The sequence below is a fragment of the Mycobacterium sp. NGS17 genome, from assembly GCF_059813205.1.
The window spans coordinates 1-17,636 of the sequence record NZ_JCALED010000007.1 but is presented as its reverse complement, the minus strand read 5'-3'; the positions used below and the strand labels follow the sequence as shown (position 1 = coordinate 17,636).

General features: G+C 68.1%; 18 protein-coding genes. 7 read left to right on the top strand and 11 right to left on the bottom strand.

Translation table 11 applies throughout. From position 1 onward, the window contains the following. Positions 1 to 185: 185 nt before the first annotated feature. Complete coding sequence (locus AC5Y7E_RS16280; protein WP_499949796.1) at positions 186 to 587, bottom strand: SCO2097 family morphological protein; 402 nt, start codon at positions 585 to 587, stop codon at positions 186 to 188. A 338-nt stretch (positions 588 to 925) separates the two neighbouring features. On the opposite strand from AC5Y7E_RS16280, the gene AC5Y7E_RS16275 reads away from it, so the two are divergent. Continuing rightward, the gene (locus AC5Y7E_RS16275; RefSeq protein ID WP_499949794.1) at positions 926 to 1,534 is read left to right on the top strand and encodes a GNAT family N-acetyltransferase; all 609 of its coding nucleotides are present in this window, start codon (positions 926 to 928) and stop codon (positions 1,532 to 1,534) included. A 147-nt stretch (positions 1,535 to 1,681) separates the two neighbouring features. Beyond that, positions 1,682 to 2,332, top strand: a complete 651-nt coding sequence (gene lppM / locus AC5Y7E_RS16270) for a lipoprotein LppM (RefSeq protein ID WP_499915989.1) — start codon at positions 1,682 to 1,684, stop codon at positions 2,330 to 2,332. Here lppM and AC5Y7E_RS16265 read toward each other — a convergent pair. Beyond that, positions 2,329 to 3,228, bottom strand: a complete 900-nt coding sequence (locus tag AC5Y7E_RS16265; RefSeq protein ID WP_499950070.1) for a mycobacterial-type methylenetetrahydrofolate reductase — start codon at positions 3,226 to 3,228, stop codon at positions 2,329 to 2,331. The two genes, lppM and AC5Y7E_RS16265, sit on opposite strands and share 4 nt — an antisense overlap. 259 nt (positions 3,229 to 3,487) lie before the next feature. On the opposite strand from AC5Y7E_RS16265, the gene idsA2 reads away from it, so the two are divergent. Both idsA2 and AC5Y7E_RS16255 read left to right on the top strand, forming a co-directional pair. Then, the gene (gene idsA2, locus AC5Y7E_RS16260) at positions 3,488 to 4,537 is read left to right on the top strand and encodes a bifunctional (2E,6E)-farnesyl/geranyl diphosphate synthase (RefSeq protein WP_499915987.1); all 1,050 of its coding nucleotides are present in this window, start codon (positions 3,488 to 3,490) and stop codon (positions 4,535 to 4,537) included. A gap of 4 nt (positions 4,538 to 4,541) precedes the next feature. Next, on the top strand, positions 4,542 to 6,083 hold the full coding sequence (locus AC5Y7E_RS16255) for an alpha-(1->6)-mannopyranosyltransferase A (protein ID WP_499949792.1): 1,542 nt from the start codon (positions 4,542 to 4,544) through the stop codon (positions 6,081 to 6,083). A 10-nt stretch (positions 6,084 to 6,093) separates the two neighbouring features. Here the strand turns inward: AC5Y7E_RS16255 and AC5Y7E_RS16250 are convergent, their stop codons facing one another. Then, positions 6,094 to 6,498: an Rv2175c family DNA-binding protein gene (locus AC5Y7E_RS16250; RefSeq protein ID WP_499915983.1), complete on the bottom strand. Its 405-nt coding sequence runs from the start codon at positions 6,496 to 6,498 to the stop codon at positions 6,094 to 6,096. A 188-nt stretch (positions 6,499 to 6,686) separates the two neighbouring features. Here AC5Y7E_RS16250 and AC5Y7E_RS16245 point away from each other — a divergent pair, with 188 nt between their 5' ends. After that, positions 6,687 to 7,895 carry a protein kinase domain-containing protein gene (locus AC5Y7E_RS16245; protein WP_499950069.1) on the top strand — a complete coding sequence of 403 codons (1,209 nt, stop codon included), beginning with the start codon at positions 6,687 to 6,689 and terminating at the stop codon, positions 7,893 to 7,895. A 26-nt stretch (positions 7,896 to 7,921) separates the two neighbouring features. Here AC5Y7E_RS16245 and AC5Y7E_RS16240 read toward each other — a convergent pair whose 3' ends face one another. The 3 genes from AC5Y7E_RS16240 to AC5Y7E_RS16230 all read right to left on the bottom strand — a co-directional run bounded on the left by AC5Y7E_RS16240 (position 7,922) and on the right by AC5Y7E_RS16230 (position 10,831). Further along, positions 7,922 to 9,310 (bottom strand): class II 3-deoxy-7-phosphoheptulonate synthase, encoded by a 1,389-nt coding sequence (locus AC5Y7E_RS16240; RefSeq protein WP_499915981.1) that lies wholly within the window; start codon positions 9,308 to 9,310, stop codon positions 7,922 to 7,924. 73 nt (positions 9,311 to 9,383) lie between these two features. Then, positions 9,384 to 9,878 (bottom strand): polyadenylate-specific 3'-exoribonuclease AS, encoded by a 495-nt coding sequence (locus tag AC5Y7E_RS16235; RefSeq protein WP_499949791.1) that lies wholly within the window; start codon positions 9,876 to 9,878, stop codon positions 9,384 to 9,386. An 83-nt stretch (positions 9,879 to 9,961) separates the two neighbouring features. Next, entirely contained in the window at positions 9,962 to 10,831 is an 870-nt protein-coding gene (locus AC5Y7E_RS16230) for a hypothetical protein (protein ID WP_499916739.1), read from the bottom strand. 108 nt (positions 10,832 to 10,939) lie between these two features. On the opposite strand from AC5Y7E_RS16230, the gene AC5Y7E_RS16225 reads away from it, so the two are divergent. Beyond that, positions 10,940 to 12,217, top strand: coding sequence for a glycosyltransferase 87 family protein (locus AC5Y7E_RS16225; protein WP_499949790.1), 1,278 nt, complete (start codon positions 10,940 to 10,942; stop codon positions 12,215 to 12,217). Here AC5Y7E_RS16225 and AC5Y7E_RS16220 read toward each other — a convergent pair. The 5 genes from AC5Y7E_RS16220 to AC5Y7E_RS16200 form a co-directional block, all read right to left on the bottom strand. Then, the gene (locus AC5Y7E_RS16220) at positions 12,214 to 12,942 is read right to left on the bottom strand and encodes a lysophospholipid acyltransferase family protein (RefSeq protein ID WP_499949789.1); all 729 of its coding nucleotides are present in this window, start codon (positions 12,940 to 12,942) and stop codon (positions 12,214 to 12,216) included. The two genes, AC5Y7E_RS16225 and AC5Y7E_RS16220, sit on opposite strands and share 4 nt — an antisense overlap. Positions 12,943 to 13,028: 86 nt before the next feature. After that, the gene (locus tag AC5Y7E_RS16215) at positions 13,029 to 13,421 is read right to left on the bottom strand and encodes a hypothetical protein (RefSeq protein ID WP_499949788.1); all 393 of its coding nucleotides are present in this window, start codon (positions 13,419 to 13,421) and stop codon (positions 13,029 to 13,031) included. Further along, positions 13,418 to 14,686, bottom strand: a complete 1,269-nt coding sequence (locus AC5Y7E_RS16210; RefSeq protein ID WP_499950067.1) for an ArsA family ATPase — start codon at positions 14,684 to 14,686, stop codon at positions 13,418 to 13,420. The genes AC5Y7E_RS16215 and AC5Y7E_RS16210 overlap by 4 nt, the downstream gene beginning before the upstream one ends. Then, the gene (locus tag AC5Y7E_RS16205) at positions 14,679 to 15,116 is read right to left on the bottom strand and encodes an SRPBCC family protein (RefSeq protein WP_499949787.1); all 438 of its coding nucleotides are present in this window, start codon (positions 15,114 to 15,116) and stop codon (positions 14,679 to 14,681) included. The genes AC5Y7E_RS16210 and AC5Y7E_RS16205 overlap by 8 nt, the downstream gene beginning before the upstream one ends. Before the next feature lie 103 nt (positions 15,117 to 15,219). After that, a complete protein-coding gene (locus tag AC5Y7E_RS16200) occupies positions 15,220 to 15,609 on the bottom strand; it encodes a polyketide cyclase / dehydrase and lipid transport (protein ID WP_499949786.1) in 390 nt (129 codons plus the stop codon). Between the two features lie 154 nt (positions 15,610 to 15,763). On the opposite strand from AC5Y7E_RS16200, the gene AC5Y7E_RS16195 reads away from it, so the two are divergent. Continuing rightward, on the top strand, positions 15,764 to 17,566 hold the full coding sequence (locus AC5Y7E_RS16195; protein ID WP_499949785.1) for an AMP-dependent synthetase/ligase: 1,803 nt from the start codon (positions 15,764 to 15,766) through the stop codon (positions 17,564 to 17,566). Positions 17,567 to 17,636: the final 70 nt, after the last annotated feature.

The window sequence follows — 17,636 nt, the reverse complement described above, 5'->3', positions numbered from 1 at the left end:
GGCGTCATGGGGGACTCTAGTGGGGCGCGGTGGGGCACGACTGCCACGACGCGCCTCGGTTAGGGCTCGATTGGGCTGCGAAACGGCATCGACGGTTGATGGTCAAGCGGGGAAGGGTCGACGCCACCGAATACTGGAGAAACAAAACGGGGCAGCCGATGGCTACCCCGAGTGCGTGGCTGCGCCTAGTTGTCGAAGCGGCGGCGGAACCGGTCCTCCATGCGGCTGGTGAACGAACCGCCGCCCTTGTTGCGGCGCTGACGCAGTGCGGTGGGCGCCGGCCCGGAATGATCGGTCCTGCCGGACAACCGTGGACCGGTGATCGCGAAGATCACTCCGCCGAACATGACGATGAACCCGAAGACGCTGAGAATCGGGAAGTTTCCGATCATCGTTGCCTTGAACGCCACCCCGGAGACCAGCATCGCCAAACCGATGACGAACAGTGCCACGCCCTGCAGCCGCCGACGGGCGGTAGGTGCACGAAACCCTCCACCGCGAACACTTGACGCGAATTTGGGGTCCTCGGCGTAGAGCGCGCTCTCGATCTGATCGAGCATCCGCTGCTCATGATCGGAGAGTGGCATTCGTCCCTCCTTGCCGACGGTGTGGGCGTGGCTATCGGTGTAACACGCGGATGCCCGTTGGGAGGGCATTAATTCAATGATACGAGGTCGATCTGCCCCATACCACTGGTTCGCCGCCGATTCTATCCCGCCCGCCTGCCGGCGCTCGGCCGGACCGCAACGGCCGTGCGCTACAACCGGCTTCCCGAACCGGGACGGCGCACCGGTCCGGTGCCGCGACCGCCCGCCCGGCCGTCGCAGCCGGGTCCGATAATGGGCAAAGAGACACCGGCCACAGCGACCACATGATGCCGCCACCGCTTCCTAGGCCCGACGACCGATGAGGAGGACACCGCGAGTTGGCGATATTCCTCATCGATCTGCTTCCCAACGACATGGAGCGTCGCCTGGGTGATGCCCTGGCGGTGTACGTCGACGCGATGCGCTACCCGCGGGGCACCGAGAATCAGCGCGCCGCGATGTGGCTCGAGCACATCCGGCGGCGGGGCTGGCAGGGCGCCGGCGTCGTCGAAACCCGGGACGCCGAAGACGCAGGCGCACAACCGCCCTCGGCGGAGGACTTGGCCAGCGCCCCGCTGCTCGGCGTGGCCTACGGCTACCCCGGTGCGCCCGGGCAATGGTGGCAGCAGCAGGTCGTGCTGGGCATGCAGCGTGGCGGCTCGCCGCCCCAGGAGATCTCCCGGCTGATGGACAGCTACTTCGAGTTGACCGAGCTGCACATCCATCCCCGCGCTCAGGGCCGCGGCCTGGGCGAGGCGTTGGCCCGACGGCTGCTGGCAGGTCGCGCCGAACAGAATGTGCTGCTTTCCACGCCGGAAACCAATGGTGAGCCCAACCGCGCCTGGCGGCTGTACCGGCGCCTGGGCTTCACCGATGTCATCCGCGGCTACCACTTCGCCGGCGACCCGCGGGCGTTCGCGATCCTGGGCCGCAAGCTCCCTCTGTAACACCCCAACTCGGCACACATCGGAAGACTCCACTAACTGGCACATCGGATCTGGCACGATGACCTGGTGCGAGCCAGCTCTCCCCCGTCCAGCAGCCGAGGATCCCGAGCGTTTCGAGCTCGGCGGCGCCGCCTGACGGCCATCGCGATGTTGCTGCTGCTGGTGCCGCTGGCCACCGGGTGCCTGCGGGTCAGGGCCTCGCTCACCATCTCCCCCGACGACCTGGTGTCCGGCGAGATCGTCGCCGCCGCCAAGCCCAAGACCTCCAAGGACACCGGTCCACAACTCGACAGCAACAACCTGCCGTTCAGCCAGAAGGTGGCGGTGTCGAACTACGACAGCGACGGCTACGTCGGCTCGCAGGCGGTGTTCTCCGATCTGACGTTCGCGGAGTTGCCGCAGCTGGCCAACATGAACTCCGACGCCTCCGGGGTAAACCTGACGCTGCGCCGCAACGGCAACCTGGTGCTCCTGGAGGGCCGGGCGGACCTGACCTCGCTGACCGACCCCGAGGCCGACGTGGAGCTGACCGTGGCCTTCCCCGGCGTGGTGACCTCCACCAACGGCGATCGAGTCGAACCCGACGTGGTGGCGTGGAAGCTCAAACCGGGCGTGGTGAGCACCATGACCGCCCAGGCCCGCTACACCGACCCCAACACCCGGTCCTTCACCGGAGCGGTGGTGTGGCTGTGCATCGCGTCGTTCGCGGCCGCGGGCGTGGTGGGGCTGTTGGCCTGGGTCAGCCGGGATCGCTCACCGCGGTTGACCGCGCCGCGCGACCAACCGCCGCCGAGCTAGCTGTACTGCCCGGCCGGTGACCAGTAGGCGAGCATCTCAGCGAACGTCTGGAAGGCCGGCCCGGAATTCCCATAGGTCGCCTCGAGATGGATGCTCAGCGGGAAGCCGAGCCCGGCGACCCCGTCGATGACGCGTTTATAGAGGTCGACCATCTGCTGGCGCTTCTGCGCGGGTTCGCCCGCGGCCAGCTTCTTGACGAACTCCTGCTCGGCCGCCACCGCCGGATTGCCCGGGTCCTGAATGAGCCAATTGATCAGTCCGACCCGGCTCTCCATCTTCGGCACGAAGCCGAACGACAGCAGGATCTCCGGCCGGTGGTCGGTCGTTTTCGCGAACTCGGTCAAAAAGCCCACGATCGCGTCGGAGTACAGCAGCTGGGTCATGCCGTAGGTGGCGCCCTGGTCGCACTTGAAGTTGAACCTGCCCTGTTCGCCGTCCCGGGTGGGGATGAGGATGACACCGCGGTTGGTCACCAGCTCGCGGTAGATCGACAGGGCGTCCGTGGGGGCCACGCCGGAGCCCTCGCCGTCGTTCATGGTGCGCGGAACGCCGACGAAGACAACGCCTTCCATGCCGGCAGACGTCAGCTCGGACAGCCGCGCCCGCAGCGACGGCTCGTCCATGAAGGCGGTGACCTGCGTGCACAGGCCCTTGATGCCGGGCAGTTCCGGTTTGACGACCGACCAGAAGTCGAGCACGTCCAACTTGGGTTTGATCTGAATGGGCCGGTCGTCGTCCTCGGCGATGATCCCCGGAATCATCACGTGCCGGATCCGGCCGTCGAGGCCGGACCCGGCGGAATTCCGCACCACTTTCTGCGCCTCTTCGAGTGCCCGCTCCCGACCTTCGTCGGCGTTCGGCGGCACCAGCTCGAGCGCAATGGTGTTGAGGGTCACGCGGCTTCTCTCCATCTGACGACTCCCGGGGGGCGCCCTGCGGGACGCGCGGATTCCGCGCGAGCCCCAGCGCACCCGCCAGCATAGGGGCGGGTTAGTGAGGCAGGCGAAGCAACTGGGTCCGGTGGCCCGGGTCATGTGCGGGGTGACACGGGTGGGGCGGCGAATACACTGGTCGGGCCTGGAACACCCAGTCAGCCGAGCAGAAAGGGGTGCCGCGCTGAGCCTAGGAGCTTCAGAAGCAGCGGCAACCGTCGAGTTGACCGGGGCCATCACCGACCAATTGCGGCGGTACATGCATGACCGGCGCACCGAGACCGCGTACATCGGTGAGGATTACAGCGGTCTGATTGCCGCGCTGGAAGATTTCGTGCTCAACGGGGGCAAGCGGCTACGGCCCTTGTTCGCCTATTGGGGGTGGCGCGCCGTGACCACCGAAGCCCCCGATGAGCAAGTGCTGCTGCTGTTTTCCGCTCTCGAGCTGCTGCACGCCTGCGCGCTGGTGCACGACGACGTGATCGACGACTCCTCTACCCGCCGCGGCCGGCCGACCACGCACGTGCAGTTCGCGAAGCTCCACCGCGACCGGCACTGGCAGGGCTCCCCGGAGCAGTTCGGCATATCGGCCGCCATCCTGCTCGGCGATCTCGCGCTAGCGTGGGCCGATGACATCGTCTTCGGTGTCGACTTGACGCCCCAGGCCCAAAAGCGGGTGCGGCGGGTCTGGGCCAACATTCGCACCGAGGTGCTCGGCGGGCAGTACCTCGACATCGTCGCCGAGGCCAGCGCGGCCGCCTCGATCGCCTCGGCAATGAACGTCGACACCTTCAAAACGGCCTGCTACACGGTGTCTCGGCCGCTTCAGCTCGGGGCGGCCGCCGCGGCCGACCGGCCCGACGTCCACGACGCCTTCAGCCAATTCGGGACGGACCTGGGGGTGGCGTTTCAGCTGCGCGACGACGTCCTGGGGGTTTTCGGCGACCCCGCCGTCACCGGCAAACCGTCCGGGGACGATCTGAGATCGGGCAAGCGCACCGTGCTGCTGGCCGAGGCGGTGGAGCTGGCGGAGAAGTCAGACCCGTTGGCCGCCAACCTGTTACGGACCTCGGTTGGGGCCCGCTTGACCGACGCGCAGGTGGATCAGCTGCGCGACGTCATCGAGGCGGTGGGCGCTCTGGCCGCGGCCGAACAACGAATCGCCGCGCTGACCCAGCGGGCGCTGGCCACCCTGGCGGCCGCGCCCATCAACACCGCGGCCAAAGCGGGGCTGTCCGAATTGGCCAAGCTGGCCACGAACCGGTCGGCCTGAACCGGTGACGACGCCCACGGACACCCCTGCAGCGGATTCGCCGGCCGCCAAACCCGCTCGGGGAGAATGGTTTTCACAGCTGAAGGCATTCGTCGCCGCCGCCGACTCCGGACCGGCGAAGCTGGGCTTGCTGGGATCGGTGCTGATCACCCTGGGCGGATTGGGCGCCGGCAGCACCCGGCAGCACGATCCGCTGCTCGAGTCGATGCACATGTCCTGGTTGCGTTTTGGCCACGGCCTGGTGCTGTCGTCGATCGTGTTATGGACCGGCGTCGGCCTGATGCTGATCGCGTGGCTGAGCCTGGGCCGTCGGGTGCTGGGCGGCGAGGCGAGCGAGTTCGTCATGAAAGCCACGACCGGCTTCTGGCTGGCGCCGCTGCTGGTGTCGGTGCCCGTCTTCAGCCGGGACACCTACTCGTATCTGGCGCAGGGCGCACTGCTGCGCGACGGCCTGGATCCGTACGCGGTCGGTCCCGTCGCCAACCCGAACAGCTTGCTGGACAACGTCAGTCCCATCTGGTCGATCACGACCGCGCCCTATGGCCCGGTGTTCATCCTGGTGGCGAAGATCATCACCATCATCGTGGGCAACAACGTGGTGGCGGGCACCGCGTTGCTGCGGCTGTGCATGCTGCCCGGGCTGCTGTTGCTGGTCTGGGCGACGCCCCGCGTGGCGCGCCATCTGGGCGCCGACGGTCCGACGGCGCTGTGGATCTGTGTGCTCAACCCGCTGGTGCTCATCCATCTGATGGGCGGGGTGCACAACGAGATGTTGATGGTGGGCTTGATGGCCGCCGGTGTCGCGCTGACGTTCGGTGGCCGCCACGTTGCCGGCATCACGCTCATCACGGTCGCCATCGCGGTCAAAGCCACCGCGGGCATCGCGCTGCCGTTTTTGGTGTGGGTGTGGATGCGGCATCTGCGCGATCGGCGCGGATATCGGCCAATGCCAGCGTTTTTCGCCGCGACGGCGTTATCGCTGTTGATCTTCGCCGTCGTCTTCGCGATCGTGTCGGCAGTCGCCGCCGTCGGTCTGGGATGGCTGACCGCGCTGGCCGGATCGGTGAAGATCATCAACTGGCTGACGGTGCCGACCGCGGCCGCCAACCTGATCCACGCGATCGGCAGCGGGTTCTTCCCGGTGAGCTTCTATCCGATCCTTCGGGTCACCCGGCTGGTCGGCATCGCGGTCATAGCGGTTTCGCTGCCGCTGCTGTGGTGGCGCTTCCGCCGCGACGACCGGGCCGCGCTGACCGGCATCGCGTGGTCGATGCTGATCGTGGTGCTGTTCGTGCCGGCCGCCCTGCCCTGGTACTACTCGTGGCCGCTGGCGATCGTGGCCCCGCTCGCGCAGTCGCGACGGGCGGTGGCGATCATCGGCGGCTTGTCGACCTGGGTGATGGTGATCTTCAAACCCGATGGCTCGCACGGCATGTACTCGTGGCTGCACTTCTCGCTGGCCACCGCCTGCGCGGTGATCGCGTGGTACAGCCTGTACCGGGCTCCCGCACAACAGGACGAAGGAGCCGACGTCACGGTCGGATGAGCGATCGGGCTCAGTAGGCCATCGCCTGCGCCCGGCGCACGACCTCCCGCGCTTGGTGGGCGTGCAGGGCGTCGACGGGACGGGCGTTGTTGAGGGCATCCCGGCTGCCGTCGCGGGTGACCGTCAGCGAGGGGTCCCTGGTGAACAACCAGCGCACGATCTCCGTGTCGTGATAGCCGCCGTCGTGCAGGATCGTCAACAAACCCGGCAGGCTCTTGACCACCTCACCGGATTTGGTGAAGAACAGCTGCGGGACCACGAGGCCCTCGTCGCGCCGGACCGCAACCAGGTGCCCATCCCGAAGTTGCTGATGCACCTTGGTGACCGGCACCCCCATCAATTCGGCGACCCGCTTCAAATCGTAAATCGGCTCGTCGGGCTCCAGCACATCGTCGCCGGCAGGAATACTGCTCATCCGGGCAAGTGTATGCCTAGATGCCGGCCTTGAGCCCGTGTTCTGCCGGGCAATCCCGGGGGCGCACATACGATGGCCCCGTGGCCAAAGCTGAACCGCCCGGCCCGTCCCCGCGAGCGGGTCAGACCCCCGCCTCCGGCCGGGCGGGCCCGCACCGTCACCCGCGCGAAGGCGGGCCGGCCGACCCGTTGGACAGCGCTTTGCTGGACGGCCGCTACCGGGTTCAGTCCCGGATCGCCAGCGGCGGCACGTCCACGGTGTATCGCGGCCTGGACACCCGGCTCGACCGGCCCGTCGCGGTGAAGGTGATGGATTCCCGCTACGCCGGCGACGCGCAATTCCTGACCCGGTTTCAGCGCGAGGCCCAAACCGTGGCCAGGCTCAAGGATCCCGGGCTGGTGGCGGTCTACGACCAGGGCCTGGACGGCCGACACCCGTTTCTGGTGATGGAGCTCATCGAGGGTGGCACGCTGCGCGAGTTGCTGGGCGAACGCGGGCCCATGCCGCCGTACGCCGTGGCGGCGGTGCTTCGTCCGGTGCTCGGCGGGCTGGCCGCCGCGCACCGGGCCGGCCTGGTGCATCGCGACGTCAAGCCCGAGAACGTGCTGATCTCCGACGACGGCGAGGTCAAGATCGCCGACTTCGGGTTGGTCCGGGCCGTCGCGGCGGCCGGAATCACCTCTAGCAGCGTGATTTTGGGCACCGCGGCCTACCTGTCGCCCGAGCAGGTGCGCGACGGCGACGCCAGTCCGCGCAGCGACGTCTACTCCGCGGGGATCATGACCTATGAGCTGCTGACCGGACGCACGCCGTTCACCGGCGATTCGGCCTTGTCGCTTGCCTACCAGCGGCTGGACAGCGACGTGCCGGCGCCCAGCGCGGCCATCGACGGTGTGCCCGCGCAGTTCGACGAGTTCGTGGGGCGTGCGACGGCCCGCGAACCAGCCGAGCGCTATGCCGACGCGATCGAGATGCGGGCCGACCTCGAGGCGATCGCCGAAGAGCTTGCGCTGCCCGACTTCTCCGTGCCGGCGCCCCAAAACTCCGCACAACACCGGTCGGCGGCGCTGCAGCGCAGCCGGGCCGCCCAGCGCCCGGCCACTGCGCCGCAGCCCGGGCCGGCACCGGTGCGTCAACCCACTCGCCAGATGACGCGGGGTCCCGAGGATTGGTCGGAGCCGGAACTGCAGACCGGCGATGAGCCCGACGAAGACTACGAATACGAGCCTGTCACAGGCGAATTCGCGGGAATACCGATCAGCGAATTCGTGTGGGCGCGCCAGCACGGCCGGCGCATGGTGCTGGTCTGGGTGGCGCTGGTGCTGGCGATCACCGGGCTGGCCGCCGCCGCGGCGTGGACCATCGGGAGCAACCTCAACGGACTGGTGGCCGGGTAGGGCCCGGCCAACACCTCTGCAGGAAGTCAGTCGCGCAGCATCTCGGCGACGAGGAAGGCCAACTCCAGCGATTGCTGGGTGTTCAGCCTTGGGTCGCAAGCGGTTTCGTAACGTCCGACCAAGTCGTTGTCCGAAATGTCTTGCGCCCCACCAAGACACTCGGTGACGTTCTCGCCGGTGATCTCGACGTGGATGCCGCCCGGGTGGGTGCCCAGCGCGCGGTGCACCTCGAAGAAGCCCTGCACCTCGTCGACGATGCGGTCGAAGTGGCGGGTCTTGTAGCCGTTGGACGACTCGTGGGTGTTGCCGTGCATCGGGTCGCACTGCCAGATCACCTGGTGACCGGTGGCCTGGACCTTCTCCACGATCGGGGGCAGCAGGTCGCGAACCTTGTTGTTGCCCATCCGGCTCACCAAGGTCAGCCGGCCGGGCTTGTTGTGCGGGTCGAGCCGCTCGACGTATTCGACGGCCAGTTCCGGGGTGATCGTCGGGCCGATCTTGACGCCGATCGGGTTGGCGATCACTTCAGCGAAGGCGACGTGGGCTCCGTCGAGCTGGCGGGTGCGCTCGCCGATCCACACGGTGTGCGCCGACAGGTCGTACAGCTGCGCTTCGCCGCCGTCGCTCTCGGAAAGGCGCAGCATGGATCGCTCGTAGTCGAGCACCAAAGCCTCGTGGCTGGCGTAGATCTCGGCAGTCTGCAGGTTGCGGTCGGCCACCCCGCAGGCGCTCATGAAGCGCAGGCCGCGGTCGATCTCGGTGGCCAGCGCCTCGTACCGGGCGCCGGCCGGCGACGTCCGCACGAATTCCCGGTTCCAGTCGTGCACCGAATGCAGCGAGGCCAATCCCGAGGACGTCAGCGCCCGAACCAGGTTCATCGCCGCACTGGCGTTGGCGTAGGCGCGCACGAGTCGCGACGGGTCGTGCTCGCGCACGGCGGCGTCCGGGGCGAAGCCGTTGATCATGTCGCCCCGGTAAGACTTCAGACCCAGCGCGTCGATGTCGGCCGATCGCGGCTTGGCGTACTGCCCCGCGATGCGGGCCACCTTGACCACCGGCATGCTCGAGCCGTAGGTCAGGACCACCGCCATCTGCAGCAGGGTGCGCACGTTGGCGCGAATGTGGGGTTCGGTGTTCTCGGTGAACGTCTCCGCGCAGTCGCCGCCCTGCAGCAGGAACGCCTCGCCCCGCGCAACCTGGGCGAGCTGCTCCTGCAACCGGACGATCTCCGACGGCACCGTCACCGGCGGCACGCTTTCCAGGACAGTGCGCATCGCCGTCGCCTGCTCGGCAGGCCAGCTGGGCTGCTGGGCGGCCGGTTTGGCCAGCGCGGCGTCCAACCGGGCCCGCAGATCGGTCGGCAGCGGCGGCAAGGGCGGCAGCTGATCGATCGGTATGTCGACGGTCCAGTTCATCGGTCCATCTTAGCGGGGGTGCGGGCGCCCCCGGTCGGGGCTGATCTGCGCGAACGCGACTCGGCCCGCGGTCTTAGTCGCCGGCTGTGATGAGCCGGTACCTGCGCAGCTGGTCCCGCGCGTCGACCAGCGCGTCGTGCGCATCGGATGACCGTGGCGGCATCCGCGGGCTGCCCCGGTCTTCCCATAGCTGCCGCAGTTCGCGGGTGAAGCGGGGAATGGGCCGCGGCAACTCCGGCATGGTCCCCCACAACTGGCACAGGGCCACATGGTCGTAGGCCGCCACCCACGCCCACAGCTCGATCGGCTCGCGGGCCGCCCCCCCAGAATCGACGCCGAAGAAGGCCTCCAGGTCTTCCCGGATCTGCCGGCGGGAGCGCCACTGCTGCGAGGCCGGCGGCGGCAACTTGGGCAGCACGTTGGCACGCACCCACGGCCCGGCGCGCTCGGGGTCGAATTCCGTGGACACCGCGTAGTACTCCCGGCCGTCTTCGGCGGCCACGCCGATCGAGATCAGCTCGATGGTGCGGCCGTCCTCGATGAACTCGGTGTCGTAGAAATACCGCACCCGGGGAAGCCTAGCTGGACGTTGCCGACGGCGAGCGCCGCAACGGCGCGTGCAAGAGCCGGTCCGTCGGCTCAGGCCGCGAGCTACCGACTGATCAGGATGGGCCCGGTGGGCGCCGGCGCGGGGTGGACCTCGTGGTCGAGCCTCGCGTCGACGGTGCGTTCGTCGGGCAACCGCGGTGTGCCGGCGATCGCGCACTGCAAGTACAGCTTGGCCCGCACTACGGGGCGGCGCAGCGTCCGCTCGCGTTGCAGCGCGCGGCGCATCTTGTCCGGCCGCGTGGAGTACCGCCAGCGAGCCCACGGGGCGTGCGGGCGCGACAGCCGGATGGCGCCGATGACCAGCAGGACGACCAGGAACATGCCCAGCAGACCGGTCCACACCTTGCCCTTGAGCACCACCACGACCGCCATCGGCAGCGTCAACGCCATCGCGCTGCCCACCACGGCCCGCAGCACGGTCGAGTCGGCGCCGTGCCAGATCGGCAGGAAGAACATCAGCGGGTGCAGTCCCATGATCAACAGCCCGGCGACCGCCACCGCGGCGAACACCGCGTCCACCGAGGTCCGGCCGTCCTCGGACCAGTAGACGTCGGACAGATGCAGGATCAGCGCGTACTCGTCCAGGACCAGAGCGGCCCCGATCCCGAAAAGCGTTGCGGCAAGGATGAACTCGGGCTCATGCCCATCGATGGACAAGGTGACCAGCATCAAGCCGGAGAGCAGGGTCAGCACGACCCCGAAGGTCACGTGGTGGATGTGCACTCCCCCGACGTGGACGTTGCGCGGGTGCCACCACCGGGTGGGGCGTCCGGTAGCGGCGCGGTGGCGGATGAAACGCACGAAGGTGCGCGTGACGAAAAAGGTCAGGATGAAGGCGACCAGGCAGCACAGCAGGGGCAGGTGGCCACTGTCGTGAACATCATGGGCGAACCATCGGGTCACCTCGGTCACGAACGAATGGAGCACTATTGAAACCTACGCCTGTCTGCGTCCGAGTGGTGGGACCCGCCCTGCACCAGGCGGGTCGGGCCCCGCGCACCCATTACGCTGTTGTGCGACATGAGTACACGGCAGGCGCCCGGCGTGGGCAATCGACCCGGGTGGGTGCTGTGGCCCCTGGCGTGGCTGGCGGCCGCCGCGGGGCTGGGTTACGCCGCGTGGCAGCTGTTCGGGCACACGCCCTATCGCATCGACATCGACGTCTATCAGATGGGCGCCCGGGCCTGGATGGACGGCCACCCGTTGTACCGCGGCGAGGTGCTGTTCCACACGCCGATCGTGGATCTGCCGTTCACCTATCCGCCGCTGGCGGCCATCGCGTTCTGCCCGTTCGCCTGGATGCACATGCCCACCGCCAGCGTCGCGATCACCGCTTTGACGCTGGTGCTGCTCATCGTGTCGACCGTGCTGGTGCTGGCCCGCCTGGGCGTGTGGAGCGCGTCGACGGCGCTGCCCGGCCCGCCCTGGCTGCGCAGATTGTGGCTGGGCATCGTTGCCGCGGCGGCGGCGTCTATCTGGCTGGAACCGATCAGCTCGAACTTCGCCTACGGCCAGATCAACGTCGTGTTGATGACGCTGGTGATCGCCGATTGTTTCCCGCGGCGCACGCCGTGGCCGCGCGGTCTGCTGCTGGGCCTGGGCATGGCGTTGAAGCTGACCCCGGCCGTGTTCCTGCTGTATTTCCTGCTGCGGCGGGACAACCGCGCGGCGCTGACCGCGCTGGCGTCGTTTGTGGGGGCGACGCTGCTCGGCTTCGTCCTGGCCTGGAACGACTCCTGGGAGTACTGGACGCATACCGTGCATCACACCGACCGGATCGGTTCCGCGTCGCTGAACACCGACCAGAACATCGCCGGTGCCCTGGCCCGGCTGGGGCTGGGAGACCAGGAACGGTCCCTGCTCTGGATGGCCGCGTCGCTGCTGGTGCTCGCGATGACGGTCTGGGCGATGCGGCGGGCGCTGCGCGCCGATGAGCCCGCGCTTGCGGTGGTATGCGTCGCGCTGTTCGGGTTGGTGGTGTCGCCGGTGTCCTGGTCGCACCACTGGGTCTGGGTGCTGCCGGCGGTGCTGGTGACCGGCGTCGTGGGCTGGCGGCGCCGCAACGCGGCGCTGGTGGTGGTCAGCGCTGTCGGAGTGGCGCTGATGCGCTGGTCGCCGATCGACCTGATGCCCAAGCATCACGAGGCCAGCGCGGCGTGGTGGCGTCAGCTGGCCGGAATGTCGTACGTGTGGTGGGCGCTGGCCGTCATCGTCACGGTCGGAGTCACCGTCGCCGCCCGCGGGGGCGCGCGGGATGCGGCCCCGCAGGAGTTGACGCCGGTTACCGCGGCCGGCTAACCGGCGGCGGTCTCGGGAATCCGCACGGCCTCCCCGTCGGCCGCCTCGCCGCTACCGCCCTTTTTCAGGCTCGCCGCGTAGATGTCGACGTATTCCTGGCCGGACAAGCCCATCAGCTCGTAGATCACCTCGTCGGTCACGGCCCGCTCGATGAAGCGGTTGCCGGCCAGCCCGTCGAACCGGGAGAAGTCCATCGGCTTGCCGAAGCGGACGGTGACCCGGCCGAACCGCAGCATGTTCGTCCCCGGCGGGTTGACGACGTTGGTGCCGATCATCGCGACCGGGATCACCGGAACGCCGGTCTCCAGGGCCAGCCGCGCCAGCCCCGTCTTGCCCTTGTACAGCCGCCCGTCCGGCGAGCGCGTGCCCTCGGGATACATGCCCAGCAACTTGCCCTGGCTCAGCACCTGCTTGGCGGTGTTCAGCGCGGCCTGGGCGCTGTCGGCATCGGTGCGATCGATCGGCACCTGACCGACGGCGGTGAAGAACCAACGCTGGAACAAGCCCTTCAGACCGGTGCCGGTGAAATACTCCGACTTGGCCAGGAAGGTGATTCGGCGCCGCACCACCAGCGGAAGGTAGAAGCTGTCCATCACCGCCAAGTGGTTGCTGGCCAGTATCACCGGCCCCGAACTCGGAACGTGTTCTAACCCTTCAACTTTCGGCCGCCCCAGGAGTGACAGCAGCGGGCCGAGGAGCACGTACTTGAATAGCCAGTACCACATGGCGCTCCCTCTCGGCTGCAGGCGCTGATGTTCTGCGCCAACTGTACCCATCCCCATCGGCAGGGACCACCTGCGACGCAGCCCGCTCACTCCTCGAGCGTGACCGGGATGGGCTGATAACGGGTTCTCGGCATGGCGTCGTTGGCGTCCCCCGGCGGGGCGGGGCCGCCGCCGGGCGGACCGTTCGGCGGTTGCGGCGTCGGTTTGGCGGTCCGGTCGATGTCGTTGACGATGTCGCGGACCACCTCGAGCAGGGCGACGCTGTGGTCGGCGATCGCGGTGAGCAGCGGGTGCTGGTCGCCGGTCGCCAACGCGGCCAGCGCGCACACCGGGCACCAGATCTGCTGACACTTGCCGGTGCCGACGCCCGCGCCGGCCGTCAGCGCCGCCGCCGCGCGCACCGCGGGGTCGATGCCGTCCAGGATTGTCTGGGCGAGCCTGCGCAGTTCCGGACCGATGTCGGAATGAGCCCCACTCACTTAGGCCACACCTCCGGATCTGGTCGAAAACGCACCGTCAACTCGCTACCCCGCAGATGTGCGTCCAAGACGGTGCATCGCCGAAGTACTGATGCCAACTTAACCCTGCGCCGCAATCCCCCGGCGCTGATGATCAGATCATCGTCGACGCGGCCTAACGTCAGGGCTGACGGATCGAGTTGCGGCAACGCCAGCCGCATTCGGTAGACGGACCCTAGCCCCGTGCCGGACTCGAGGTCGACAGTGGGCCGCAGCGGACCCGGCGGCGCCGTGCCGCCCCGGCGCCGCGCGGCATCGAGCAGCCCACTCAGCGCCTTGGCACCGATCGGTTCACCGGACAGGTGCGGGGTCATCACCAGCGCCACCTCACCGATGGTGGCGTCGAGCTCGTCGAGCACGCCCTGCTGCTCGACGATGCGCTCGGTATACCAGTAGAAGGCCGGGTGTTCGGGCAGGTTGCGGTACTCGTACGAGTCGTCTTGCAACAGAACCTGGTTGACGATCAGCTCTTCGACGCGCACCCCCATCAGGGCCAGTGAGCCCAGGGTTCGGGCCGCTTCGGCCGCGACCACCCGCTCGGGGGTCAGCACCAGGTGCGCGCTGACCAGATCGCCATCGGTGAGCAACGTGCTGAGCGATTCCACATGAGAGCTGATCCGCTCCAGCAGTTCGACCACCGCGGCGGACCGGGTGTCGTCGGCGCCGACGGACAGCCGGCGATGTCGCGGCCACGCCCGCTCGACATACAGCCCGAAGGTGGCGGGCAGGGTCAACATTCGCAGGGCATCGGCGGTCGACGCGCAGTCGACCACCACGCGGTCCCATTCTCCCGAGCGGGCCAGCTCGCCGACGGCATGCAGACCGAGCACTTCCTGAACACCCGGTAACGCCGAAAGCTCCTCGGGCGCAATGGTATTGAGCTCCGAATCGGGAAGGCGCCGGTCCAGCGCGGCGACCACCTCGTGCCACCGGGCCTCGAGCAGCGCCAGCGTGTCCAACGCCAGTGCGTCGAGGAACCCGCCGCCGGCCTCCGCGTCATCGGCGAGCACCCGAACCGCTTCGCCCTGGCTCGGCGGGACGGGGATGCCCAGGACGTCACCCAGCGAGTGCGCCTGGTCGGTGGAGACCACAAGCACCCGCTGCCCGGTGCTCGCCGCACCGACGGCGGTGGCGCAAGCCAGGGTGGATTTCCCTACCCCGCCTTTGCCGACGAAAAGGCTGATCCGGGCCGGGGCGGGCGCTCCGAATTCAGTGGACTCACTCAGCCTCGACTCGTTTCTTCAGATCCTTCAGCGCGGTGTCGGTCAACCGGCGCTCGGCCTTGCGCTTGAGCAGGCCGATCATCGGCATGGCCAGGTCAACGGACAGTTCATAGGTGACTTCGGTACCAGATCCTTTGGCCGCCAACCGATATGAGCCTTCAAGGGAACGCAGCAGCGAGCTCGACACCAGCGTCCAGCTCACGGACTGGCGGTCTTTGGGCCACTTGTAGGACATCACCATCGTGTCCTTGATCACCGTGGCGTCCATGACGATCCGCGCGACTTTGGGGTAGCCGTCGGCGTCCTTCTCCTGAACCTCGGCTTCCTTGTACTCTGAGATCCACTGCGGATAGGAATCGATATCCGCGATCACCTGCATGACGGTGCCCGGGTCGGCTTCGATATAGATGGTTTGCGTCGTCTTCTCCGCCACCTGGTTGCTGCCCTCTCTCCCGCGAACGGATCGACCCCTCCGATGGTGGGGGACCCCTCGGGTCTCGGTCCGACACGGTACTCTCTGCGCGGACCCGACCCGGCTAAACTACCGGAGAAACTCCGACCGGACGTGACCGTTCCAGTGTCGCCTTGACCTCGAAGGCCATTTTCTTGCCCGCCACCCGACGGCGGTGCGTCATCTTCGCCAAGTTCATCTTGGCGAGCTGCCAGGCCGCCACCCCGGTGGGTTCGGCGTGCAAGAAGTAGTGCAGCACGACGCCGTCCAGCGACGGCTCCAGCCAGATCTCCATGGTCCCGGTCAGCGCGCCGGTGACCGCCCACCGGATGCCCTTTTCCCCGCGCTCCTCGACGACCTGCAGCCGCAGGTCCGGCCACCAGCGGCGCCAGTTCGACCGATGGGCGACCGCGGCCCCGACGCGCGCGCCGTCGGCGGCGACAAACGTCTCATCCGCGATCTGGATGCTGTTCATGACCACAGCTTCACACACCGGCCCGCCGTGCCCCGCCGAGGGCGCTCGGGACGTCATAGCGGGCAATGGCCGTGCTGGGTCAACGCGCGGATTAGGCTGGTCGGCAGCAACCCGGCTCCCGGGAATCTTCACGAGGTCAATCGAGGTCATAAGAGTGCGTGAGTACAGCGTCCCCGCCCGCTTTTCCGTCGGCGAACAGGACAACATCGCCGCGATGGTCTTCGAACACGGGCGCGACGACCCCAACTTCGTCATCTACCAGCGTCAAGTCGAGGGTGAGTGGACCGACGTCACCTGCGCCGAGGCGGCTGACCAGATCCGCTCCGCCGCACTTGGTTTGATCTCCCTGGGCGTGCAGGCCGGCGACCGGGTCTCCATCTTCTCGGCCACCCGCTACGAATGGGCGATCCTCGACCTGGCGATCCTGGCGGTGGGCGCGGTCACCGTGCCCATCTACGAGACGTCGTCGGCCGAGCAGGTCCGCTGGGTGCTGCAGGACTCCGAGGCGGTGCTGGCGTTCGCCGAGACCGACGAGCACGCCGCGATGGTCACGGAGCTGACCGCCGAACTGCCCGCGCTACGCCGGGTGCTGCACATCGACGGTTCGGGCCCCAGGGCGCTCGACCAGCTGGTGGAGGCCGGCGCATCGGTAAAACCGGCCGAGCTGACCGCGCGCCTCGAGGCACTGCGGGCCAAGGACCCGGCGACCCTCATCTACACGTCGGGCACCACCGGGCGGCCCAAGGGCTGCCAGCTGACGCACTCGAATCTGCTGTACGAAACCCGCGGCGCCAAGGAGAGCCTGCCGACCTTGCTCGACGAGGGACAGCGGCTGCTGGTCTTTTTGCCTCTCGCGCACGTGCTGGCGCGCTCGCTGACGTTGTCCGCGTTCGCCAACAAGGTCACCGTCGGCTTCACCAGCGACATCAAGAACCTGGTGCCGCTGTTCGCGGTATTCAAGCCGACGGTGGTGGTGTCGGTGCCGCGGGTGTTCGAGAAGGTCTACAACACCGCCGAGCAGAACGCCTCCAACGACGGCAAGGGCCGCATCTTCGCGACGGCCGTGCAGACCGCCGTCGACTGGAGCGAGGCGCAGGACCGCGGCCGCCGCGGACTCGCGCTGCGCGCGAAGCACGCCGTGTTCGACCGGCTGGTGTACAACAAATTGCGCGCCGCGCTGGGCGGCGACTGCCACGCGGCCGTCTCCGGCGGCGCGCCGCTGGGCTCGCGGCTGGGGCACTTCTATCGCGGCGTGGGCCTGACCATCCACGAGGGTTACGGCCTGACCGAGACCAGCTCGGCGATCACCGTCAACCAGGTCGGCAATGTCAAGATCGGCACCGTCGGAACGTTGGTGCCCGGCAACAGCATGCGCATCGCCGACGACGGCGAGCTCTTGGTGCGCGGCGGTGTGGTGTTCAGCGGCTACTGGCGCAACGAGCAGGCCACCGAAGACGCGTTCAGCGACGGCTGGTTCCGGACCGGCGATTTGGGCGTGCTCGACGAAGACGGCTTCTTGAAGATCACCGGGCGCAAGAAGGAGATCATCGTGACCGCCGGGGGCAAGAACGTCGCGCCGGCCGTTCTGGAGGACCGGCTGCGGGCGCATCCGTTGATCAGCCAGGCGATGGTCGTCGGGGACAACAAGCCGTTCGTCGGCGCGTTGATCACCATCGACCCGGAAGCGTTCGACGGCTGGAAGCAGCGCAACCAGAAGGGGGCCGGCGCGTCGGTGAGCGATCTGACCACCGATCCCGACCTGGTCGCCGAGGTGGACGCGGCGATCAAGGACGCCAATCAGGCGGTGTCGCACGCCGAGTCGATTCGCAAGTTCCGCATCCTGCCGGTCGACTTCACCGAGGACACCGGCGAACTCACGCCGACGATGAAGGTCAAGCGCAATGTGGTGGCCGAGAAGTTCGCCTCCGACATCGAGGCCATCTACGAGAAGGACTGAGGCCCTTTAGCGCTCGAGCTGGGGGCGCCTCCCGCTAGCCGCGAGCGTCACGCTGGCGTGCCGCCGTCGT